Genomic DNA, 23334 nt, shown 5'->3' on the forward strand with positions numbered 1-23334 from the left:
TTTAATGATTAATATTTAATTTTAGCAAGAAAATTACAAGCACGTTGGCTTTTAGGATTAGTAAAAAATTCTTCAGAGGCTGCATCTTCAACAATTTTTCCATTTTCTAGAAAGAGTATTCTTTCTGAGACTTTACGTGCGAAGCCCATTTCATGGGTAACACAAAGCATTGTGATCCCTATATCGGCTAATCGAGCCATCACTTCCAAAACTTCTCCCACACTTTCTGGATCAAGAGCAGAGGTTGGTTCATCAAAAAGCATGACTTCGGGTTCCATACAAAGTGCACGGGCAATCGCAACACGTTGTTGTTGCCCACCAGAAAGTTGTAAAGGATATTTTTCACAGTGTTTTTCAATACCAACATGCGTTAAGTAACGAATTGCCCGTTCTTGTGCTTGTTGTTTGGAAAGCCCTTGAACGGTCATAGGTGCTAAAATACAATTTTGTATAACGCTCATGTGGGGAAATAAATTAAAGTTCTGAAAGACCATTCCTATCTTACGAAGAACATTTTTTTGCTGTTGTATAGGTGCAGTATGGATATCAACGTTATGGATACAGATTGAACCTTTTTGTGCTTGTTCTAATTGATTAATACAACGAATTAACGTTGATTTTCCTGATCCGGATGGTCCACAAATAACGATATGTTCACCAGCTTGAACATTAAAGTTGATATCATGTAGGACCTGAAAGTTTCCATACCATTTATTTAGATTTTGGATAGAGATCACAGGGTTTTTACTGGGAGAGATCGATTTATTATTTTTCAAATTCATCTTATTTTATTCTTTCATTGATGAAGAACTTGATTAATTCAACATTTTGATTTGATACTGTTTTTTATGATCATTTTATTTACCGTAAATATCGAGTGAGGCGCTGCTCGATAAAAACAATAAAACGATGAATGAGTTCAACGATAAAGAGATAGATAAGAGCAGCCCAAACGTAAACTTGAAAATCGAAAGTCCGTGAATAAGCGAGTTTAGCAACCCCCATTAAATCATAAACAGTAATAAGTGAGGCAACAGCACTGGATTTAATCATTAAAATCAACTCATTTCCTAAGGGGCGTAATGCTACAATCATTGCTTGTGGAAGAATAACTCTAAAAAATGTGACAGAGTTGCTTAAACCTAAAGCTTTTGATGCTTCGCGTTGTCCAGTTGTTACGGATAGAAAACTTCCTTTAAAGATCTCAGATTGATAGGCAGCAGAATTGAGTGTAAAAATAAAAAGACAACAATACCACGCGTTTTGAAAAAACCACCATAGCCCCACTTGTTGCCAAAAACTGTTCATTGAACCAAGCCCATAATAAAAAAGAAAGAGTTGAGCTAATAAAGGAGAGCCACGGAAAAAATAGACATAAGCATTTGCAAAATATTGTAAAAATGTATTCTCTGATAGACGTGCAAAAGCGATAATCATACCAAGAAAAAGGCCTAGAGAACAAGAAATAGAAACAAGTTCAACAGTAACAATAAAGCCATTAATAAATTTGGGTCCATAATGACTTAAAAGATCAGGATTAAAAAGAAAATAAAGCCACTCAGGAATCATTGACTTAGCACCTTTTTATAGCCTATTTGAGTGTATGTTTCCAAATGGCGTAAGATTGCAGTAAAAACCGCTGAAAATAACAAATAGAGTAAGCATGCTACAAAATAAAATAGCATGGGTTTATTGGTAGCAGCGACAGCTAGATTCGTTTGTCGCATGAGGTCAACAAGCGCGATGGTAGAAACAAGGGATGTATCTTTCAGTAAAGTAAGCCAATTATTAGAAAGTCCTGGCAAGGCATTTCGGATGAGCTGAGGGAAGACAATACGAAAAAATGTGGTTGACCGTGAAAGTCCTAAAGCTTTAGCTGCTTCATATTGACCTTTATCAAAAATATTAAATGCTCCAAGCCAAACTTCACAAGAAAAAGCTGCAAGAACCATACTAAGGGCAAGAACACCAGCAACAAAAGCATTGATACTGAACATGATTTCAAAACTAAAATAGTCAAATAAATTTTGAATAAGGCTTTGTAATCCGTAGTAAACTAAAAACAAAGTTAAAAGCTCTGGTAGCCCACGAAATATCGTTGAAAAGAGGCGTGCCATAGCTTTGGCCATCTTAATATTGGATCGAATCATCACTGCATTGAGAAGCCCTAGAGGAAATCCTAGAAGTCCACAACATAATGCCAATGACAAAGTCATTCCTGCACTGGAAAGTATAACTGCTCCCCATCCACCATTGCTAAATGATAGCAATGCTAAATTTTCAATCATTCTTGTATTCCTCATGAAAGAGTTAGATAATATTTTTTAGCAATAACCAACGGGTTTCATTAAAATATCATATTGATATTTAATAAACATCACTTGTAAAATATTTTCTCATAATTTTTTCATAAGTTCCATCCAAACGGATTTCTTTTATAGCTTCATTGAACTTATTTTTAAGATCATTATTATTTTGACGGACTGCAATTGCAACAGGAAATCTTGTTTCTTCTAGAGTTCCCAAGAGGAGACAACAATCTTTTCCTTCATTTTTAAGCCAATTTAATGCTTGTAATTTATCAACAATGATCACATCAAGTCGATGATTTAAAAGATCACGATTCACTTCTATTGTGGAAGGATAGAGTTTTATTTTCACCTCTTCAGAGGCAAAATGATCTTCTGCATAGAAAGCTTGTGTTGTATTTGATTGCACACCAAGATTTTTACCTCTAAAGTCTTTTGTCGAGATTTCTTTAATTCCCGAAGCTTTGGTAACAATAACAGCCAGTGCTGTATCGTAGTAAGGATCTGTAAAGTCAATTTTTTGTAAACGCTCTTGTGTGAGAGAGAGGGAAGCAATGATAGCATCATATTTTTTTGCAATAAGTCCAGGGATCATTCCCTCGAAGTCTTGTGTAACAATAGTACACTCAACATTCATTTTTTTACAAAGTGCATAAGATATATCAATATCAAGTCCCTGCAATTTATTATTTGAGTCAATATAACTGAAGGGAGGATAGGTGCCTTCACTCGCAATTTTTAATGTTTTCGCATCAGCCAATTGGGTGAATAGTGCGGCGCTTATTATAAGAGCTCCTGCTAATAGTTTCATGATGTTCTCCTATTGGATAAGCGGGCAATATGAAATCATTATGTTTTTATAATCTGTAAGCTTTTTGGGAGCAATTCAAAAATTTATTGATGTTTATTTTAGATCATTATGTTGGGCATTATTGATAAAAAAAGAATAAATATCTTATTGCTTGTATGATAGCTTAATTTTCACGAAATGATTGATTTGAATCATTTCATGAGTAAAAACTGAGGATTTTTCTTGAAAATAAGGCTATTAAATTTGAACATAAAAAAATTAGATTTTGATACGGTAAAAATACAACCTTATTGTTGTCATTAGATTCTACAAAATATTTAGATCTCAAGGAGCAATTAAAAGTTATTTTGATAAATGTAAATTTTCTTATAAAAATGCCGAATTTCCAATTATACCTGCATGTTCAATAAAGAGTTAAAGATACCCCTTAAATATACAGATTGAGTTTTAATTCATAGTACTATCTAATTGATATCGAAAGTAAAATATTTTCTCATAATTTTCTCATAGGTTCCATCGGCGCGGATTTCTTCTATTGCTTTATTAAAACTGTTTTTAAGATCATTATTATTTTGACGGAGTGCAATTGCAATAGGAAAATTTGTTTCTTCTAGAGTTCCCAAGAGGAGACAGCAGTCTTTTCCTTCATTTTCAAGCCAATTTAATGCTTTTAATTTATCAAAGATGATGATATCAAGCCGATGGCTTAAAAGATCACGATTAACTTCTGTTGCTGTAGGATAAAGTTTGATATTAACTCCTTCAGAGGCATAATGATCTTCCGCATATGCAGCTTGTGTTGTATTTGATTGTACACCAAGGTTTTTACCTCTAAAGGCTTGTGTTGAGATTTCTTTAATTTCCGAATTTTTGGTAACGATAACAGCGAGTGCTGTGTTGTAGTAAGGATCTGTAAAATCAATTTTTTGTAAGCGCTCTTTTGTAGGAGAAAGGGAAGAAACGATAGCATCATATTTTTTGGCAAGAAGACCGGGAATCATCCCCTCAAAGTCTTGTGTGACAATAGTACATTCAACATTCATTTTTTTACAAAGCGCATAAGATATATCAATATCAAACCCTTGCAGTTTGTTATTTGAGTCAATATAACTAAATGGCGGATAAGAAGCATCGCTTGCAATTTTCAGCGTTTGAGAATTGGCCGATAGGGTAAACAGTGTCGCGCTTATTATAAGAGCTCCTGCTAATAATTTCATTATGTTCTCCTATTAGATAAGCTGGCAAATATGAAACCATCATGAATTTTTATAATCTGTAAGCTCTTTTGGAGCAATGTAAAAAATTTATCTGTGTTCATTTTGCTATCATTATGCTGAATATCATTATCAAAAAAATAATTTCTTTTTATAAAGTATGGGAATAAAAAATATAGGAAAGAAAGTCACCTCTTATTGGTTATAGGGTGATTTTTAATAATTTTATTTAAAAATCAATAATTTATCTTTAAAAGAAAAACTATCAACTTAAATACAAAGAAAATTTCAGCTTTTAACAGGACAAAATGTAAAAGTGTTTTTATTCTAATTAGAGAAGCACTTAATGTAAGCTTTTTGCAATTTTATCTGAAGAAGATAGAAAGAAAAATTCTGACATTGCTAGATTTTAATATGTAATAAGGCTTTTAAACATGGGGGAATGATAGGGAATACATTTCCATTAAAGATAATGAGGATTATAAGGTAAAATTTTCAATTTCTTTTTGCTAAATGTTTGGCTAATTTGCAGAAGAGTATTCTCAATTTCTTTACAGAGCTAAAACTTAGAATTTTTTAGTAAATTTTTATGATGATGTTATCTCTGTAGAAAGAGTTTTAAAATCACGTTTTATAAAAATTTTTAAAGGATGTTTTTTGATTACTCTCAATAAAGCTTCAGTAAATTGAAGCTTTATTGATTTCTTTTTTTAATTTGCACGTTCATCTATAGGAACATAGTCACGCATAGCATAGCCTGTGTAGAGTTGTCGAGGACGACCAATTTTTTGTGCAGGGTCTTCAATCATTTCTTTCCATTGTGCCACCCACCCGACACTGCGCGCCAACGCAAAAAGGACAGTAAACATTTCAGTTGGAAAACCTAGAGCTTTTAATGTAATGCCGGAATAGAAATCAACATTGGGATAAAGCTTTTTCTCAATAAAATATTCATCACTTAAGGCAATTCTTTCAAGCTCTATTGCAATATCAAGAAGAGGGTCATCTTGAATGTTGAGTTCTTTTAAAACTTTATGACAGGTTTTTTGCATGATTTTTGCACGTGGATCATAATTTTTATAGACACGGTGCCCAAAGCCCATAAGGCGGAAAGGATCATTTTTATCTTTTGCACGTGCAATAAATTCAGGAATTCTTTTAATAGAACCTATTTCTTGTAGCATTTTTAGGCATGCTTCATTGGCACCACCATGTGCTGGTCCCCAAAGGCATGCAACACCTGCTGCAATACAGGCAAACGGATTAGCACCTGAGGATCCAGCAAGACGTACCGTAGATGTAGAAGCATTTTGTTCATGATCTGCATGAAGGGTAAATATTTGATCCATCGCCCGAGCAAGCACAGGGTTTGTTTTATATTCTTCACAAGGAACAGCAAAACACATATGGAGGAAATTTGCAGCATAACTAAGATCATTACGTGGATAAACAAATGCTTGTCCAATACTGTATTTATAGGCCATAGCAGCAAGCGTTGGAACTTTTGAGATAAGACGAACAGAAGCAATCATTCTCTGGTGAGGATCTGTAATATCAATAGAGTCGTGATAGAACGCAGACATAGCGCCAAGGCAGGCAACCATGACGGCCATAGGATGAGAATCACGACGGAAGCCATGGAAGAAGCGTGCAAATTGTTCGTGGACCATGGTATGCTGCATAATACATCGATCAAATTCATTTTTTTCTTGCTGTGTTGGGAGTTCACCATAAAGTAAAAGATAACAACTTTCGAGAAAGTCTCCTTTTTCAGCCAATTGATCAATAGGATAACCACGATAAAGCAATATGCCTTTATCACCATCGATATAAGTAATTTTTGATTCACAAGAAGCTGTTGAAGTAAAACCAGGATCATAAGTAAAAATATCGGTTTTTTTATAGAGAGAAGCAATTTCAATGACTTCAGGTCCACTCGTGCCTTTACGCAAGGGAAGCTCTACTTTTTTATCATTCACAATAATATATGCGTTATTCTCAGACATTCGGTATTCCTTTCAGATCCTTCACTTCTAAAAATTAAGACTCTGCTTCATCAGAGTGGGGGATGTATAACTGAAGCTTTTCTTACTTATTTAAGGGTAGATTGCCTCTAAAAGTGAGTACATGCAATCTAAAAATATTTCCTTATTGATCATTATTACTCAATAAGAAATGTATTTCAATGATATAACATAAAAAACTCTTTTAGGGCGCGTTGAGATATCTGTATAGATCCTTATTTGAGGAAATATACTCAGTGCACATCATGGGCATATTGTTGTGATAAGTTGGTCCTTGATGCGATGAAGGGATTCATTGCGTCCTAATAAAATAAGAATATCCAAAACACCTGGTGATGTTGCACATCCTGTAAGAGCTGCGCGAAGTGGTTGGGCGATAGATCCAAATTTGAGATTCTGTGTTTGGACAAAAGAGCGAAGTGTTTCATCTAGAGTTTTTGTATCCCAAGAGGGGCACGCTTTCAGAGCAAGATAAAGATCGTTTAAAATGGTTCGTCCATTTTTATCTAAGAGCATTTGAGCTTTTTCATCAAGTTGTAAAGGTCGTTGCGTAAAAATGAAGGAGGCATTGTCAATCAGTTCGCACAGTGTTTTTGAACGTTCTTTCAAATGCGGGATTGCTTTTAAAAATTGAACACGGCGTTTTTCATCAAGTCTTTCAATAATTTGTGCTCCCCTATCGGTTTCTGGTAGAATATTAAGAGCGGCATCAAAAAGTTCTTGATCATTACTCATACGCATATAGTGTCCGTTGATGGAATCGAGCTTTTTGAGATCAAAACGAGCAGCACCTTTGTTAATATCCTCAATATCAAACCAAGAAATCATATCTTTAAGTGACATCAGTTCGTCATCACCATGACTCCAACCTAAACGGACAAGGTAATTGCGCAAAGCAGCAGGAAGATATCCCATTGTTCGGTAGGCATCAACACCGAGCGCACCATGTCGCTTTGATAATTTTGCACCGTTTTCACCATGGATAAGAGGAATATGGGCCATAACAGGAATGTCCCATCCCATTGCTTTAAAGATAATCGTTTGTCGGGCTGCGTTGGTAAGATGATCGTCACCACGTATAATATGTGTGATGCCCATATCATGATCATCAACGACAACAGCATGCATATAGGTAGGCGAACCATCAGAACGCAAAATAATGAAGTCATCGAGATCTTTATTAGGAAAACGGACATCACCTTGAACACGATCATGTACAATCGTTTCTCCATCTTGAGGGGCTTTGATGCGAATAACAGGCTTAACACCTTTAGGAGCTTCAGAACTATCACGGTCACGCCAACGTCCATCATAACGTGGTGGGCGCCCTTCTGAACGGGCTTTTTCACGCATTTCAGCTAACTCCTCAGGTGAAGCATAACAATAATATGCTTTGCCATTCTTGACCAACTGTTCAGCGATTTGGCGGTGACGTTCTGCTCGTTCGAATTGCGAAATAGGGGCGCCATCATAACTAAGACCCATCCAGTGCAAGCCATCTATAATGGCTTTTACAGCTGCTTCGGTTGAACGCTCTCGGTCTGTATCTTCAATTCGTAAAAGCATTTTTCCACCGGTATGTTTTGCATAAAGCCAATTAAAAAGAGCAGTACGAGCACCACCAATGTGAAGGAAGCCAGTGGGTGAAGGGGCAAAACGAGTAATAACAGACACGAATATTTTCCTTTAAACTAAGATATTACTTATGGAATTTTATAGAAAAGTCATGTTAGCATAAGTGATGGGGCGTGCAATAGCCGTATTGCGAGTTAAAGTGGGGGACTGATGTTTTATAAAAGTAAAGAGGGTTTATCCGAAAAATCTGTTACAGAAAGAAAAAAGCCATGTCAGATAGGGCAGAGTGTTTTTTCTAGGTATGATGATGCAAAGAACAGTAGCTATAATCAACAAAAACTTTTTTTATTGACACTCTTAAAAGAAGTAATCATTTTTTTTCGCAAATGGTTAGAAGATTGTATTAATAAAGAAGTTTCTTTTGGTATCCTTTTTTCGCTGATTTTAGTCTTTTTTGCCCTAGGAATCATTTTCTATTTTCATTTAGAGTGGGAACCAAGTTGGGGACAATTGGGGGCGTTGGTCAGTATTTTTCTGGGAATATTCTATGTAGCACGTTTTTATCGAAAAATATCGATTCCCGTGGGGTTTCTGTTTTGTATTATATTGGGTGCTTTAGCGGCAAAAATAGAAACGTGGCGTATTGCAACACCCATGCTAAGCAGTGACATTGTCACTACATTGACGGGAAGAATTGTTTCTATTGAGTCAGGTGCCAAAGGAGGATTTCGTTTAGTTTTGGATATTTTGAATACAGAAAATCCCGTATTACGCCATAGTCTTCATCGTGTTCGTTTATCGGCAAGATATTTGCCATCTGGCTTAGCGATTGGTGATGGATTGCATGGAAAAGTTAAGATTCGTGCATTCTCTGGGCCGGTGCGTCCAGGAGGCTACGATTTTAGTTTTCATAATTATTTTAAAAGAATTGGAGCACAAGGCGTTTATTTAGGAAAACCAAGAAAAATATCCGTTTCGCAGCCTGATGGAATATTCGCTATCATTCTACAGAAAATTGAAAATTTACGCACGAAGATGACACAAAGAATCCGTATAGCCCTTGAAGGAGAAAAGGGGAGTGTTGCAGCTGCCCTCATAACAGGGCAGCGTGCTGGTATTTCAAATGAGACAAATGAAGCATTACGTACAGCTGGATTAGCTCATATTTTATCAATATCAGGTTTACATATGGCGTTGTTAAGCGGCATAGTTCTTTTGAGTATCCGTAGTTTTTTAGCATTTTTTCCAGTTTTTTCTTCCTATTATTCCAGTAAAAAATTTGCTGCTATCGTTGCTTTTATGATAACAGCTTTTTATTTGTTATTGTCGGGCTTAGCAATATCAGCGCAAAGAAGTTTTGTGATGATTGCTGTTATGTTGGTTGCTATATTGTGTAATCGCTCTGCTATAACAATGCGTAATTTTTCCATTGCAGGGTTGATAACTCTGGCGATGACACCCCATGAAATATTAGGTCCTAGCTTTCAAATGTCCTTTTCTGCGACTGCTGCTTTGATCGCTTTTTTTGATTGGTGGAGTGGAAGATCATTTTTTCGTAAAAGAAAAACAACTCCCTCTTATGTTGGAGGGGGAGTGATAAATTTTGTTTTCTTATCGATTCTTTCAACATGTGCTTCTTCCTTTGTTGCAGGGAGTGCAAGTGGAATTTATGCTGCTTATCATTTTTCTAATATGGCATCTTTGAGCATTATCAGTAATGCCTTTGCTTTGCCTGTCATCTCAATTTTTGTCATTCCCTTTGGATTAATCGCAGTTCTTGCAATGTTAGGAGGATTCGAATGGCTTCCTCTTCAAATTATGGGTTTTGGAGTTGATCTTGTAATAAAGATTGCACATGCTATCAAGGCTATTTCTCCTGATTTGAATCCTGGTTTTATGCCGTTATCAGCGTTAGTTTTATTGAGCATAGGCTTGGTTGGACTGACTTTTTGCAAAACACCCATCCGGCTCTTTTTTAGTTTGTTTATTTTGGCAGGTGTTTCTATTTGTGTATTGCATTCACCTGTACAACTGATTATAGCAGATAATATGCGCCTCGTGGGCGTTATTCATGATAAAAAATTATATATTGATCGTTACCATATTTCTAAGTTCACGACATCCATATGGAAAAAGTCATTTCGTGTGAATGAAACGATTAAACCAACAAAATATGGTCCTTCGTTACACGGACAATTTATTTGTGATTATCATGTATGTACATCTTTATTGGATAATGGATTAAAAGTGATCGTTTTACAGAGAGAAACAGATCAATGTGTAGAGGCAGATATTCTCATTCAGACATTTGTGATGCATAATCCAACTTGTTACAAGAAGGCAAAAATAGTATTTATACCTCAACAATTGTTATCACGAGGAAGCGTTATGATGACCAAAGGTGGAGATATTATTTGGTCTTCGCTAGGATTTCATAGACCATGGAATATGCACAGACAGCATTCATAAAAACATATAATCAGTCATATTTTGCTTCACATTTGGATAATGACAAAACAAAAAATAACAGAAGACTTTTCTCATAATATTTTACGGTATTTAAATTCGTAAGTTTATCAACGTCATTGAAACGAGATAATAATCTACAGTTTTCTAGAAATAGATGATTTTTTATATCTGATCATTTTAATTTTTTCAAAAAAATTGATATGTGCATCTTTGTGCATCCTATTGATAGCACAAAATAAATCAAAAATTCTTATTGAATGAGAAAAATGCTAACAAATATTCTCAAAGAAATAAAAAAGATAATTGTTGATTATTCTATTTTATTCTTATCATATATTTCTATAACGAGTAACATCTCTTCAAGCAAGAGATGATGGTCAATTTAAATAGATTGCGTCAAGAGGTTATCTTTTATTATCATTATTATCGGTGGTAATAGGGGTGATAAATGCTGCTTATACGGATAGAAGGCAAAGTCATTCATGAATGTTCAGCAGTTAAAAAAAATGGCAGCTATTAAAGCGCTTGAGTTTGTTGAAGATGGTATGCGGCTTGGTATCGGATCTGGTTCGACAGTCAATGAATTTATTCATCTTCTAGGTGAGCGTGTTGCGGATGGTTTGCGGGTGACTGGTGTTGCTACTTCAAAATATTCTGAACAACTCTGTCATAAGTTTGGAGTGCCTGTTAGCACTTTAGAACAAATACCTGAGCTGGATCTTGATATTGACGGAGCAGATGAAATTGGTCCTGAGATGATGCTCATTAAAGGGGGAGGGGGAGCATTGTTGTATGAAAAAATTGTAGCGTCGGCATCTCGTGCAATGCTTGTCATTGCGGATGAAACAAAGGTGGTAAAAAGACTTGGTGCTTTTGCACTACCAATTGAAGTTAATCCATTTGGTATCCACACAACATGCAGAGCCATTGAAAAAGTCGCTGATGATTTAGGGCTTTCTGGAAAAATTGCATTGCGAATGAATGGAAAAAATCCTTTTGAAACAGATGGTGGCCATTTTATTCTTGATGCATTTTGGGGCTGCATTTTGCAACCAAAACCATTATCGGATGCACTTCTTGCTATTCCTGGTGTTGTTGAGCATGGCCTTTTTTTGGGGTTGGCTTCACGTGCAATTGTCGCTATGGCTGATGGTCAAATAAAAGTTTTAGAACCGTTTGATTTTTAGAAAAGGCATTTACATGATGATATGTTAGCACAGTAAAAAAGGGTCTTAAAGATTTTAGGTAGAATAACGAATTAAAATTATAATTAGCGATCGGGGTAATCATTAAATGAAAATAATATTTTCTTTTCAGCGTTTTGTCGTATATTTTAGTGCAATTGCTATTTTTGTTGTGAATGTTGGCATGGCTTATGCACAAGGTGTGAGTGATCAACATTTAGATTCAGCGCGAAAGGCAATCAGAGCTATTCATGCAACGGATCAATTTGATAGCTTTTTACCAAATGCGGTCCATGATTTCAAAAATGAACTGATTAGCGATGATCCGAATTTGGCAACAGCTATTTCTGATATTGTTGATAAGCAGGCGCTTGCTTTAATTAAAAGGCGCTCTGATCTAGAAAAAGAGATTGCTCATGTATATGCAAAATATTTTACTCAAAAAGAGCTTGATGCGATAACAACATTTTATAATTCTGATACCGGTAAAAAGTTTTTGACAGAAGTCCCCAATATTGCACGTGATTCTTATTCAGCATTTGATATATGGCGTACTGCTCTTATGCGGGATCTTGTAGAAAATGTGAAAAAAGAGATGTCTGAAACACTTAATTTGAATAATTCTACTATGCCTACAAATATGCCTATAAAATCAGAATCTTCAGAAAATAAAAAATAGCTTGATCGATATCATGACAACAATGGGCAATTTCTGATTTTTTTTATAGCGGCGGTTTTCCCGCCGTTTTAAATATTTTAATGAGAATAAGTCTTTTTAGAATACTGCTTTATAAAAAAGGCTTCTTCAAAAGAAAAAAAGACTTTCATTTGATAATAAAAGATCTTAGCCTACTCTTGCAGATGTATAAGAAGGAATAATTCGTGGGCTCTTTTGACTTTGATTTATTTGTTATTGGAAGTGGTTCTGGTGGAGTGCGTGCAGCACGGCTTGCTGGAGGTCTTGGCAAGCGGGTCGCTATAGCAGAGGAATATCGTATAGGGGGCACTTGTGTTATTCGTGGTTGCGTTCCCAAAAAACTTTATGTTTATGCATCACAATATGTAAAAGAATTTAAGAAAAGTGTTGGTTTTGGGTGGGAATATGCGGATCCAATTTTTAGCTGGGAAAAGTTGGTTGCAGCTAAAAATAAAGAAATATCAAGGTTAGAAGGGGTGTATCGTAAGGGATTAGAAAATAACAATGTGCATATTTATGAAAGTCGTGCTACTTTTATAGATGATCACACATTAGAGCTTTCTGCCACGGGTGAGCGGGTAAGTGCAGAAAAAATTTTGATTGCAACAGGGGCAAAACTTGCACCAAATACGTCCATAGAAGGCGGTGAATTTTGCCTTACTTCTAATGAGATTTTTGACCTTAATCAACTCCCAAAATCAATAGTGATTGTTGGTGGAGGGTATATTGGTGTTGAATTTGCTAATATTTTTCATGAATTAGGTGTAAAAACAACACTCCTTCATCGTGGTGATTTAATCCTTCGTAATTTTGATCATGATTTGCGGCAATTGCTCAGCGATGCAATGATTGAAAAAGGGATTTCTATTCTTTATGGCATAACAATTTCTAAAGTGCAGGCTGCAGAAAATTGTTATGAAGTTGTTTTATCAAATGGGAAAATAATCAGAGCCGATCAGATTATGTTGGCTACGGGGCGTGTACCAAATACAACGGGTTTAAGACTTGAGCGGGCAGGTGTTAAGGTGAATGAATTTGGTGCAGTTGTTGTTGATGAGAAAATGACAACAAATATCCCCCATATTTGGGCTGTTGGTGATGTAACAGGTCATATTCAATTAACACCCGTTGCGATTCATGATGCAATGTGTTTTGTTAAGACAGCATTTGAAAATATTCCAACAACACCTGATTATGATTTAATTACAACAGCAGTTTTTTCACAGCCAGAGATTGGAACGGTTGGTCTTTCAGAAGAGGAGGCGGTAAAGCGTTATAAGCGTCTTGAAATTTATCGTACAGTTTTTCGTCCTATGCGTAATGTTCTTTCTGGTAGTTCAGAGAAAATGCTTATGAAACTCATTGTTGATGGTGAAAGCCGTATTGTTGTGGGCGCTCATATTTTAGGGGAAAATGCTGGTGAGATGGCTCAGCTTATAGGGATATCTCTCAAGGGTAAGCTGACGAAGGATATCTTTGATGAGACGATGGCAGTGCATCCAACGATGGCAGAAGAATTGGTAACGATGTATAAACCAAGTTATATATATGAAAATGGGAAGAAAATAGAAAGTTAAACAGCATATATTGCGGTAAAAAGCTTTTGATATGCTAATCTGTAAGATTAATCTTTAGAGAGAGTGTAATGATAAAAGAATGGGCGCCTGACACTTGGAGAACAAGGCCAATTAAACAAGTTCCGACTTATCCGGATAAGTCTATGTTAGAAGATGTTGAGCGAAAACTGAGAAGGTATCCTCCTTTAGTTTTTGCCGGTGAAGCACGTGATTTAAAAAATGAATTAGCAGCCGTTGCGAAAGGCCAAGCTTTTTTATTGCAAGGTGGTGATTGTGCCGAAAGCTTTGCAGAACATGAAGCTGATAATATTCGTGATTTTTTTCGTGTATTTTTGCAAATGGCGATTGTTTTGACCTTTGGTAGTTCTAAACCGGTTGTTAAAATTGGTCGTATTGCTGGTCAATTTGCAAAGCCTCGCTCTTTTGATATTGAAAGAAAAGAGGGAGTTGAATTTCCTGCTTATCGTGGGGATATTATTAATGGCATTGAATTTGAAGCCGGTTCTCGTATTCCAGATCCGCAACGGATGTCTATGGCTTATCGCCAATCTGCGGCAACACTTAATCTATTGCGTGCTTTTTCACAAGGTGGCTATGCTAATTTAGAAAATGTTCACACATGGATGTTGAGTTTTGTTTCTAACAGTCCGCAGGGAGAACGTTATGAATTATTGGCAGAGCGTATTTCTGAAGCAATTGATTTTATGCGTTCTATAGGGATTACATCCAAAACACATTCTTCATTGCGTGAAACATCTTTTTATACCAGTCATGAAGCACTGTTGCTTGGTTATGAAGAGGCTTTGACTCGGATTGATTCAACTTCAGGAAATTGGTATGCAACATCTGGTCATATGTTATGGATTGGTGACCGTACGCGTCAGATTGACCATGCTCACGTTGAATATTGTCGCGGCATTAAGAATCCTATAGGATTAAAATGTGGTCCTTCCATTGAGCCTGATGAGCTTTTAAAATTAATTGATATTTTAAATCCTGAAAACGAGTTGGGGCGGCTTACTCTCATTACGCGCTTTGGTTATGATAAAGTTGAAAGTTATCTGCCTAAACTCATCCGTGCTGTTGAACGCGAGAAGCGTGCGGTTATATGGTCATGTGATCCAATGCATGGCAATACAATTACTGCCAATGGTTATAAGACGCGTCCTTTTGATTATGTTTTAAAAGAAGTAGAGAATTTTTTTGCAGTGCATCGTGGAGAGGGAACTTATCCAGGAGGCATTCATATTGAGATGACAGGTCGTGATGTTACTGAATGTACAGGAGGGGCGCACGCCATTTCTGTGGACGATTTATCTGATCGTTATCATACGCAATGTGATCCACGGTTAAATGCAGATCAAGCGTTAGAATTGGCTTTTCTTGTTGCTGAACTCCTTAAAAAAAATCGCGTGACTGAATCGTTAGCAATTGCTGCTGGGGGGTAGGCAAAAATTTGCCTAATATTTTTAGGTCATTATGGCAGAAAAGAATTTTAAAAAATGATGTTTCCGATGATGAAGAATAAAGTTGTGGTTGCTAAACTGATGAAATGATACAAAGGCTTATGAAAAATGATTTTCGGGTATCAATTGCCCAATTAAATCCTATTGTCGGTGATATTGAGGGGAATTTTTCTTTAGCTGTCATGGCGCATCAAAAGGCCAAAGAAGAGGGGGCTGATCTTGTTTTATTCACGGAACTTTTTATAAGTGCTTATCCGCCGGAAGATCTTGTTCTAAAACCTGCTTTTACAAAAACATGTGAAGAGACTGTTGAGAAATTAGCAAAGATAACCGTAGGCGGACCAGGAATTGTCATTGGTCTTCCATTAAGGCGCAATGGTAATATTTACAACGCTGTCATGGTTCTTGATGAAGGGAGAGTCATTGCCGAATGTTTGAAGTTTGATTTACCTAATTATGCTGAATTTGATGAAAAGCGTTTATTTTCTTCAGGTCCACGTCCTCAGCCTATTGTCTATCATGGAATTAAATTAGGAATAGTCATTTGTGAGGATCTTTGGAATGATTCCTCTCTTAGTACAGAGCTTAAAGATAAAGGAGCGGAAATTATTCTTGTCCTTAACGGATCTCCTTATTATCGTAATAAAACATTAAAACGTATAGACGTTGTTCATACACAGGCTCTACAATCTGGAGTGCCAATTATCTACGCTAATCAAGTAGGTGGTCAAGATGAGCTCGTTTTTGATGGTGGGTCTTTTGCCTTGAATGGACAAGGCAAAAAGATATTTCAAATGAAACACTTTGATAGCCATATTGCTTTAAGCCATTGGCAAAAAACAACGACGGGATGGCACTGTATTTCAGGTCCTAATGAAAGACTTCTCAATGGATTAGCGGCTGATTATCAAGCTTGTGTTTTGGGGTTGAAAGATTACGTTAATAAAAACGGCTTTAAGGATGTTATTCTTGGTCTTTCAGGAGGAATTGATTCAGCCCTGTGTACGGCAATGGCGGTGGATGCTCTTGGTGCTGAGAGGGTTCGCACCATTATGATGCCCTATCATTATACTTCGCAAGAATCATTAAAAGATGCCAAAGAATGTGCTGATCTTTTGGGATGTCGTTATGAAATCATACCGATTGCACAACCTGTTGAGGCTTTTTTAAAGACAATGGCACCTGTTTTTTCAGGGTTACCCTCTGACGTCACAGAGGAAAATCTTCAAAGTCGTATACGCGGTACACTTTTAATGGCGCTTTCAAATAAATTCGGCTCAATGGTGGTAACGACAGGCAATAAGTCAGAAATGGCTGTGGGATATGCAACACTGTATGGGGATATGAATGGCGGGTTTAATCCTCTTAAAGATATTTATAAAATGCAGGTTTATGCATTAGCGGAGTGGCGCAATAAAAATCACTTGCACAATTTGAGAGGACCAGAAGGAATGATCATTCCATCCAATATTATAGAAAAAGCACCCTCTGCAGAGCTGCGGGAAAATCAAAAAGATGAAGATTCTCTTCCGCCTTATCCTATTTTAGATGATATATTACAATATCTTGTAGAAAATGACATGAGTATTTGTGATATTGTTAAACGTGGACATTCACGAGAAACTGTTGCGAAAGTTGAACAGCTTCTTTATGGTGCCGAATATAAAAGGCGTCAATCTGCGCCTGGTGTAAAAATCAGTTACAAAAATTTCGGACGCGATCGTCGCTATCCTATAGTCAATCATTTTCGCGATAAAAATTGAGTATTATTTTATGGTTAAAGTTCGTTTTGCTCCCTCTCCAACAGGTTATATTCATATTGGCAATATCCGTATTGCGCTTTTCAACTGGCTTTATGCGCAAGCGTATAAGGGAGAATTTATTTTACGCTATGATGATACAGATATTGAACGTTCTAAACAAGAATATATCGATGCTATTGCTGTTGACCTTGAATGGCTTGGTATTCAACCAGATGCAATTTATTACCAATCCAAGCGATTTAATCGATATGATGAAGTGGCAGAAATTCTCAAACAACGTGGCCTTCTTTATCCTTGTTATGAGACAACAGAGGAATTAGAGCGGCGTCGTAAAATCCAGCTTTCACGCAAATTGCCTCCTGTTTATGACCGTGCAGCATTGAAGTTGACAACAGAAGAGAGAAAAAACTTTGAATCACAAGGTCGTAAACCCCATTGGCGTTTTCTTCTTCCTAATTTTGAAAGTGATCCTTTACACACAAAGCGAACAGAAGTTTGCTGGAATGATGCAATAAAGGGAAAGCAGACGATTGATTTAGCTTCTCTTTCAGATCCTGTTCTTATTCGTGAAGATGGAACCTATCTTTATACATTGCCGTCTATTGTTGATGATGTAGATATGGCTATTACGCATATTATTCGTGGGGATGATCATATTACAAATACAGGCGCTCAAATTGCTCTTTTTAAAGCTCTTAATGCAGAATTACCGGTTTTTGCTCATACCAATTTATTGGCGACAGTTTTAGGAAAAGGATTTTCAAAACGTAATAATGATCTTTCTATTCGTTCTCTACGGGAAGAAGGATTTGAATCTATAGCTGTTCAATGCCTTGCCGTTTTGATTGGGACATCGCAAAATGTGCATCCCTATCCCAATCAAGCTGCGCTTTTAGAGCATTTTAATCTCCAAGATACGTCAAGATCCGTTGCAAAATTTGATATTGCTGATCTTCTTGCTTTGAATAGTCATCTTGTCCATGAGTTAACCTATGAGGAAGTAAAAATGCGCCTTAAAAAACTTTCTATTGAGGGAGATAAGGCGGAATATTTCTGGAACGCGATAAGAAGCAATATTAATAAAGTCAATGATGCTGTTTTTTGGTGGAAAATCATTCATGATGAACAGAATTTTGATACAGTAGCACTAGAGGATCGTGCTTTTGTGCACCAATCACTCGATTTCTTACCTGAAGGTGCTTTGAATGAGGAAAGTTGGAAAATTTGGACAACAGCATTAAAAGAAAAAACAGGTCGAAAAGGAAAAGCTTTATTTATGCCATTACGTCAGGCACTTACGGGCATGGATCATGGACCTGAAATGGGAAAAATTTTGCAGCTTTTAGGGCGTGAAAAGGTAACGGAAAGGCTCTCTAGGAAATAAGAGCGGATTTTTTAAAAGTATTTCGTTCATTTCACTCTAAAAGAGAGTAGAGAACGGGTTTATTTACACGTTTTTATAAGCATGAAAGCAGGAATATCATCACCAAATCCAATAGGTGTGTAATTCTTATTTTTTCGTGAGCGTTGTTGCTCAGATGGCTTCTCCTTATTATTTGCATTTTTGATATATTCTGTTTTATTCTCTTCTACAGATTTTTTAGTGTGAGCAACAGTCTCTTTTGGAGCAGTTTTCTTTGATGGTTTTGAAGATTTTTTCTTTACAACAATATCTTCTGTTTGATCATCGGCTATTAAAGTTGAGAGATCTCCATTGAGCCATTCAATTTTTTCATTACTCATTTCCTCGATGGCATTGATATATTTTTGATCAGCTTTTGTAACGATTGTAAAGGCTTTTCCGCTACGATTTGCACGCCCTGTACGACCAATTCGATGGATATAGTCTTCAGCATGTGTAGGAACATCATAGTTAAATACATGACTTACAGCTGGAATATCGAGTCCACGGGCAGCAACATCAGAAGCAACAAGAAGTGTAAGTTTATTATTTTTAAAATCAGCTAGGGTGTTCATGCGCGAATATTGGTCCATATCTCCATGAAGTGCCCCTACATTAAAGTTATGTTTGATAAGCGATCTAAAAAGTTCAGAGATATCTCTCTTTCGATTACAGAAAATGATTGCATTTTGAAGCTCTGCACCTTCATTTTGGATAAGCTCTCGTAAAACCGCTCTTTTATCCCATGATTTATTTCCAGATTTGACAAGCCGTTGTGTAATTGTGGTAGCTGTTGAGGAAGCTTTTGTAACTTCAACAGATACAGGAGAATGTAAAAATTGTTTCGTTAGCTTTGTAATTTCTGGCGCCATTGTTGCAGAAAAGAACAAAGTTTGACGCGTAAAAGGGGTTAGTTTACAGATGCGTTCAATATCAGGAATAAAGCCCATATCCAACATGCGATCAGCTTCATCAATCACAAGGATTTCAACGCCCATCAGGAGCAGTTTACCGCGCTCGCAATGATCAAGAAGGCGCCCTGGTGTTGCTATAAGAACATCAGCTCCCCGTTCAAGTTTGCGATCTTGGAGTTCAAAAGATACCCCACCAATCAAAAGAGCAACATTTAAACGATGATTTATGCCGTATTTATCGAAATTTTCTTCAACTTGAGCTGCAATTTCTCTTGTTGGTTCTAAGATAAGCGTACGGGGCATTCGTGCTCTTGCACGACCTTTTTCAAGGAGAGTGAGCATAGGCAATACGAAAGAGGCGGTTTTACCTGTTCCCGTTTGGGCGATTCCTAAAACGTCTTTTCTTTGAAGGACATGCGGAATTGTTTCACTTTGAATAGGTGTCGGAGCTGTATACCCCGCTGATTTCACCGCATTAATAACCTTTGCGGAAAGACCTAAATCATCAAAACTGTTTAAAGATGGTATCATTTTTTTATCAACTGCTCTGTGATTTTAACTGCGCTATCTAATGATGATTATAACCAATATTCTACACTCTTTAAAAGTGTTAAGATGTTTTCACAAAAAAACTAACTATAACAATCATATACATATAAAACGCATAATACAATCATTAATAGCGAAATTGTTCTGATAAAATGCGCTCATCCCATGAATGATTTGAGTCAAAAAGGATTGAAGCTGTTACTTCTGTTGCCATTGAAATAGTAACTGAATGGACAGATTTAACTTCAATATTATCTGCAGCAGCGTTTACAGGGCGTTTGTCAGGTTCAAGCATATCAAAGCGCACTGTTACTGTATCGGGAAGCAAAGCTCCATGCCAACGCCGAGGGCGAAAAGGGCTAACGGGAGTGAGGGCCATAAGGGGAGCCATAAGAGGTAAGATAGGTCCTTGTGCTGATAAATTATAGGCGGTTGATCCAGCTGGTGTAGCGACGAGGACACCATCACAACTTAATTGTTCCATGCGTACGTTGTTATCAATGGTGATGCGAATTTTTGCCGCTTGATAAGATTGCCGAAAGAGGGATACTTCATTAATTGCAAGCGCCTCGATAGAATCTTGACATTCAGATTTTGCAATCATGCGCAGGGGATGGATTTCTTTTTTATGTGCGGCAGCAATACGATTGGGCAATTTTTTTTCATGAAATTCATTCATAAGAAATCCTACAGAACCTTGATTCATACCATAAATAGGTTTGCCTGTGTTCATGACATCTCGTACGGTTTGTAACATTGTCCCATCACCACCGATTGCAACAACAATATCAGTTTCTTCCAGAGAAGAATGACCATAAACGGAAATTAATTTATGGGTAGCTTTGATAGCCTCCTCAGTTTCTGCGGAAATAAAATGAAAGCGACTTGGTAATGTAGCCATTTAAAAATTATCCTGATACTTATAATTTATGTTGTAACTTATTTTTGAGAGTTTTGAAGTTGTAATAAAAGCTCTTTTTATAATAAAAAGAGCATTGAATAAAGAGAAGTTATTTCAAGGTAAAGTATCATTAAACAGTAAAAGGAATGCGTCGTTAGATAAATTACAAACGAGTAATTTTTTTATTAGAATGATAATTTAGCATTGAAGCTAAGAGTATGATTAGTTAAAAGACCATAACTGATTTTAATAATCAGTGTGAAGCACCCGTAGCTCAGCTGGATAGAGCGCTGCCCTCCGAAGGCAGAGGTCACAGATTCGAATTCTGTCGGGTGCACCAAATTCTTCAACTTCATATCATCCTAAATAACAAGATTACCTAAAAAGAAGCCAATTTCCTCTTTTATGAAAATGGTTATTTGAGTTGTTTATTAAGTTTTGCAGCGAATAAGCAAATGATTTTAAGAGAAGTAAAATTTACGGCTGCGTATATAATTTTTCGGTTAGTCATTTTGAATATCGAGATAAAAAAGCAAGGTTATCTAAATATGCTTTCAATTTAACTATAAACATTTAAAAAGTACATTTAATTCAATATGTTATTGTACAACTGATCTGGCGATGTTGATAGTAGATCGCTAAATATATTGTTTTGAGCATTAAAATAGATAGCTAAATTTGCTTTTATTCTATTTTTGGAGTTAAAGGCTGTTATGGTGATATGGAACGCAGATGAGGAATATCACCAGTTAAAGGAATAATAAGGGGGAAAAAACAACCGTCAAGATTTGAATTGTTTCAAAATGCTGTATTCGATATGGTTTTGATATGGGTATCTGGTGATTTCTCTATACACCAATACTGCCAGTTATGTTGGATGAAGGATTGTTTAGCTTTAATCAACTTTCTTATATACCGAACACTAATTATGGTGGTTATTTAGTTGGGAGTATGTTCTTTACGTTTGGCAGTAATTGGGATTATATTTCTTGCTCCTCGCATACTATCTTGTGCAGCTATAGTGATGAGTGCACTTAATTATTTTCATGGCGTTAACACTTAGTCCTTTTGATCCGTTTTGCTGCTGGTGTTGCGAGTGTAGCAATGATGGTTTTGGGTTCTATTATAGTCATACAGCATAGCCATATGGGCGGATTATTGCTTCGCTTTATGCAGGTGTAGGAGTTGGTATTCTACTACTAGGTAATGAATATGTTATTATTAGTTTGAACAGAGCGCTTGATGCAACAAACATTTGGTTTGGAGCTGGCTTAATGTCTGTTCAAAACTTTTAAAAACATACAGGTTTAATTATGATAACTATATCAAAAAACACCTCCGTTATTTCTTTCATTGCAAATGAAACCGCTCCTGTTAATCAGAAAAAACCATCCAAAATATGAATAGATCAATCAAATGGATTTCGTGACTGGTCATATATATATATATATATATATATATATATATTATCGCATTCGTGCTTTAAACGATTTTGGTGATGTAAAAAAAGGCGATCTGGATGGCTTTTATTGAAAATGAAAGCAATCTCTCTCATGATGGTAATTGCTGGGTTGCTGATAATGTCTGTGTTGTAAAATCTGGTTGTGTTTATGAAAATATAAGGGGCTATGGCAATGCTGCCATTGGTGGCTATGTGTATGGCAATACCCTTATATGTGATAAAACCCATGTGTATTTTGGTGTTCATGTTTATGACAATGCTCATCTTTCTTATAACGTTTGAGTTTATCATTAAGCGCGGGTTTATGGGAATGCAAAATTATCCGGTAGTGCACGTATTCATAGCAATGCCGCGGTTTATGATCATGCGGTTGTTAGGCAAGGTTTACGGCAATGCTAGCGTGGGGTGTCATACTAAGGTCTACGGCTCTGTTTATGGCTATGCCAAGATCTCCTGATTATATCGTGATTAGAAGTAATGTATATGGCAATGCAAGAATAAAAAGACATAGCGATTTATATTCGGTTCCCATAAATTGAGAGGTTTATGAAAGTGATGATGTTATCAAGATTGATAAACAGAATAAATGACAGACGTGGAGGGTGCTTCTTTGATGGTTATAAACGCATCATAAAAGAAAGCTGTGCCAATTGATATGACGCTGCTTTTAAATAGAGGTACTACAGATCATACAAAAGAAGTCAATAATGAATGCATGTATACAAAACGTATCATATTGCAAACGCTCTATTCTATTGATTAAAACTGATCAAAAGGAACGTAAATGACAGATATGATCTTTAATCACTCATTTGAATTACAGAACCTATAAACACTTTATGTATGGCTATAAAGCGTATTAAGAATAACGCTCGCATTTTTGAAGTGGTCATTTGACACAAAGTACATTATCAAAATGTCTCAACGCTTGGTAGGTTCATATCAAGACAATCAAGAGAAAATGCGTATTAAGTAAATATTTGTAACAAAACCCGTTGTTTACATTTACGAACATTG

19 protein-coding genes and 1 tRNA gene are annotated in these 23334 nt (G+C 36.3%); 11 read left to right on the forward strand and 9 right to left on the reverse strand.

Going from position 1 to position 23334, the window contains the following annotated elements:
* Positions 1 to 8: 8 nt before the first annotated feature.
* From ACFIMI_RS05970 to gltX (ACFIMI_RS06000), 7 genes are all read right to left on the reverse strand, one after another.
* Positions 9 to 782 carry an amino acid ABC transporter ATP-binding protein gene (locus ACFIMI_RS05970; RefSeq protein WP_375613474.1) on the reverse strand — a complete coding sequence of 258 codons (774 nt, stop codon included), beginning with the start codon at positions 780 to 782 and terminating at the stop codon, positions 9 to 11.
* Between the two features lie 79 nt (positions 783 to 861).
* Positions 862 to 1569: an ABC transporter permease gene (locus ACFIMI_RS05975; RefSeq protein WP_375612132.1), complete on the reverse strand. Its 708-nt coding sequence runs from the start codon at positions 1567 to 1569 to the stop codon at positions 862 to 864.
* Positions 1566 to 2288: an ABC transporter permease gene (locus tag ACFIMI_RS05980; RefSeq protein ID WP_375612133.1), complete on the reverse strand. Its 723-nt coding sequence runs from the start codon at positions 2286 to 2288 to the stop codon at positions 1566 to 1568. Before ACFIMI_RS05980 ends, ACFIMI_RS05975 begins: the two co-directional genes overlap by 4 nt.
* Positions 2289 to 2367: 79 nt before the next feature.
* Positions 2368 to 3120 (reverse strand): transporter substrate-binding domain-containing protein, encoded by a 753-nt coding sequence (locus tag ACFIMI_RS05985; RefSeq protein WP_375612134.1) that lies wholly within the window; start codon positions 3118 to 3120, stop codon positions 2368 to 2370.
* Between the two features lie 464 nt (positions 3121 to 3584).
* Complete coding sequence (locus tag ACFIMI_RS05990; protein ID WP_375612135.1) at positions 3585 to 4337, reverse strand: transporter substrate-binding domain-containing protein; 753 nt, start codon at positions 4335 to 4337, stop codon at positions 3585 to 3587.
* A 707-nt stretch (positions 4338 to 5044) separates the two neighbouring features.
* Positions 5045 to 6340: a citrate synthase gene (gltA, locus tag ACFIMI_RS05995; protein WP_375612136.1), complete on the reverse strand. Its 1296-nt coding sequence runs from the start codon at positions 6338 to 6340 to the stop codon at positions 5045 to 5047.
* A gap of 261 nt (positions 6341 to 6601) precedes the next feature.
* The gene (gltX, locus tag ACFIMI_RS06000; protein WP_375613476.1) at positions 6602 to 8032 is read right to left on the reverse strand and encodes a glutamate--tRNA ligase; all 1431 of its coding nucleotides are present in this window, start codon (positions 8030 to 8032) and stop codon (positions 6602 to 6604) included.
* Between the two features lie 111 nt (positions 8033 to 8143).
* Here gltX (ACFIMI_RS06000) and ACFIMI_RS06005 point away from each other — a divergent pair, with 111 nt between their 5' ends.
* The 7 genes from ACFIMI_RS06005 to gltX (ACFIMI_RS06035) all read left to right on the forward strand — a co-directional run bounded on the left by ACFIMI_RS06005 (position 8144) and on the right by gltX (ACFIMI_RS06035) (position 18473).
* Positions 8144 to 10402, forward strand: coding sequence for a ComEC/Rec2 family competence protein (locus ACFIMI_RS06005; protein WP_375613477.1), 2259 nt, complete (start codon positions 8144 to 8146; stop codon positions 10400 to 10402).
* A gap of 482 nt (positions 10403 to 10884) precedes the next feature.
* Positions 10885 to 11589 (forward strand): ribose-5-phosphate isomerase RpiA, encoded by a 705-nt coding sequence (gene rpiA, locus ACFIMI_RS06010; protein WP_375613478.1) that lies wholly within the window; start codon positions 10885 to 10887, stop codon positions 11587 to 11589.
* Between the two features lie 106 nt (positions 11590 to 11695).
* The gene (locus tag ACFIMI_RS06015; protein WP_375612140.1) at positions 11696 to 12265 is read left to right on the forward strand and encodes a DUF2059 domain-containing protein; all 570 of its coding nucleotides are present in this window, start codon (positions 11696 to 11698) and stop codon (positions 12263 to 12265) included.
* Between the two features lie 203 nt (positions 12266 to 12468).
* Entirely contained in the window at positions 12469 to 13860 is a 1392-nt protein-coding gene (gene gor, locus ACFIMI_RS06020; protein WP_375692344.1) for a glutathione-disulfide reductase, read from the forward strand.
* Between the two features lie 68 nt (positions 13861 to 13928).
* The gene (locus ACFIMI_RS06025; RefSeq protein WP_375620795.1) at positions 13929 to 15308 is read left to right on the forward strand and encodes a class II 3-deoxy-7-phosphoheptulonate synthase; all 1380 of its coding nucleotides are present in this window, start codon (positions 13929 to 13931) and stop codon (positions 15306 to 15308) included.
* A gap of 119 nt (positions 15309 to 15427) precedes the next feature.
* A complete protein-coding gene (locus ACFIMI_RS06030; protein WP_375629641.1) occupies positions 15428 to 17089 on the forward strand; it encodes an NAD+ synthase in 1662 nt (553 codons plus the stop codon).
* Positions 17090 to 17099: 10 nt separating this feature from the next.
* Positions 17100 to 18473 carry a glutamate--tRNA ligase gene (gene gltX, locus ACFIMI_RS06035; protein WP_273790689.1) on the forward strand — a complete coding sequence of 458 codons (1374 nt, stop codon included), beginning with the start codon at positions 17100 to 17102 and terminating at the stop codon, positions 18471 to 18473.
* Positions 18474 to 18532: 59 nt separating this feature from the next.
* Here the strand turns inward: gltX (ACFIMI_RS06035) and ACFIMI_RS06040 are convergent, their stop codons facing one another.
* Together ACFIMI_RS06040 and ACFIMI_RS06045 are read right to left on the reverse strand one after the other, a co-directional pair.
* A complete protein-coding gene (locus ACFIMI_RS06040) occupies positions 18533 to 19936 on the reverse strand; it encodes a DEAD/DEAH box helicase (protein WP_375620798.1) in 1404 nt (467 codons plus the stop codon).
* A gap of 145 nt (positions 19937 to 20081) precedes the next feature.
* Positions 20082 to 20855: an NAD kinase gene (locus tag ACFIMI_RS06045; RefSeq protein ID WP_375612145.1), complete on the reverse strand. Its 774-nt coding sequence runs from the start codon at positions 20853 to 20855 to the stop codon at positions 20082 to 20084.
* 263 nt (positions 20856 to 21118) lie between these two features.
* Between ACFIMI_RS06045 and ACFIMI_RS06050 the strand changes: the two genes are divergently transcribed.
* From ACFIMI_RS06050 to ACFIMI_RS09865, 4 genes are all read left to right on the forward strand, one after another.
* Positions 21119 to 21195: transfer RNA gene (locus ACFIMI_RS06050), tRNA-Arg, on the forward strand.
* A gap of 530 nt (positions 21196 to 21725) precedes the next feature.
* A complete protein-coding gene (locus tag ACFIMI_RS06055) occupies positions 21726 to 21893 on the forward strand; it encodes a hypothetical protein (RefSeq protein ID WP_375629647.1) in 168 nt (55 codons plus the stop codon).
* A gap of 152 nt (positions 21894 to 22045) precedes the next feature.
* A complete protein-coding gene (locus ACFIMI_RS06060; RefSeq protein ID WP_375613508.1) occupies positions 22046 to 22150 on the forward strand; it encodes a hypothetical protein in 105 nt (34 codons plus the stop codon).
* 224 nt (positions 22151 to 22374) lie between these two features.
* The gene (locus tag ACFIMI_RS09865; RefSeq protein WP_375638426.1) at positions 22375 to 22599 is read left to right on the forward strand and encodes a hypothetical protein; all 225 of its coding nucleotides are present in this window, start codon (positions 22375 to 22377) and stop codon (positions 22597 to 22599) included.
* Positions 22600 to 23334 lie beyond the last annotated feature (735 nt).

Source organism: Bartonella sp. AP4SXKL (genome assembly GCF_042195845.1).
In the GTDB taxonomy this organism is placed as follows: domain Bacteria; phylum Pseudomonadota; class Alphaproteobacteria; order Rhizobiales; family Rhizobiaceae; genus Bartonella.

Bases quoted from the DNA above. Each gene is read 5' to 3' on its own strand.
- gltX (WP_273790689.1), top strand. From the start codon at position 17,100: ATGGTTAAAGTTCGTTTTGCTCCCTCTCCAACAGGTTATATTCATATT.
- ACFIMI_RS05980 (WP_375612133.1), bottom strand. From the start codon at position 2,288: ATGATTGAAAATTTAGCATTGCTATCATTTAGCAATGGTGGATGGGGA.
- ACFIMI_RS06005 (WP_375613477.1), top strand. From the start codon at position 8,144: ATGTTTTATAAAAGTAAAGAGGGTTTATCCGAAAAATCTGTTACAGAA.
- ACFIMI_RS09865 (WP_375638426.1), top strand. From the start codon at position 22,375: ATGGCTTTTATTGAAAATGAAAGCAATCTCTCTCATGATGGTAATTGC.
- ACFIMI_RS06025 (WP_375620795.1), top strand. From the start codon at position 13,929: ATGATAAAAGAATGGGCGCCTGACACTTGGAGAACAAGGCCAATTAAA.
- ACFIMI_RS05985 (WP_375612134.1), bottom strand. From the start codon at position 3,120: ATGAAACTATTAGCAGGAGCTCTTATAATAAGCGCCGCACTATTCACC.
- ACFIMI_RS06045 (WP_375612145.1), bottom strand. From the start codon at position 20,855: ATGGCTACATTACCAAGTCGCTTTCATTTTATTTCCGCAGAAACTGAG.
- ACFIMI_RS05970 (WP_375613474.1), bottom strand. From the start codon at position 782: ATGAATTTGAAAAATAATAAATCGATCTCTCCCAGTAAAAACCCTGTG.
- ACFIMI_RS06040 (WP_375620798.1), bottom strand. From the start codon at position 19,936: ATGATACCATCTTTAAACAGTTTTGATGATTTAGGTCTTTCCGCAAAG.
- gltA (WP_375612136.1), bottom strand. From the start codon at position 6,340: ATGTCTGAGAATAACGCATATATTATTGTGAATGATAAAAAAGTAGAG.
- ACFIMI_RS05990 (WP_375612135.1), bottom strand. From the start codon at position 4,337: ATGAAATTATTAGCAGGAGCTCTTATAATAAGCGCGACACTGTTTACC.
- ACFIMI_RS06015 (WP_375612140.1), top strand. From the start codon at position 11,696: ATGAAAATAATATTTTCTTTTCAGCGTTTTGTCGTATATTTTAGTGCA.
- ACFIMI_RS06030 (WP_375629641.1), top strand. From the start codon at position 15,428: ATGAAAAATGATTTTCGGGTATCAATTGCCCAATTAAATCCTATTGTC.
- ACFIMI_RS06055 (WP_375629647.1), top strand. From the start codon at position 21,726: ATGTTGGATGAAGGATTGTTTAGCTTTAATCAACTTTCTTATATACCG.
- ACFIMI_RS05975 (WP_375612132.1), bottom strand. From the start codon at position 1,569: ATGATTCCTGAGTGGCTTTATTTTCTTTTTAATCCTGATCTTTTAAGT.
- rpiA (WP_375613478.1), top strand. From the start codon at position 10,885: ATGAATGTTCAGCAGTTAAAAAAAATGGCAGCTATTAAAGCGCTTGAG.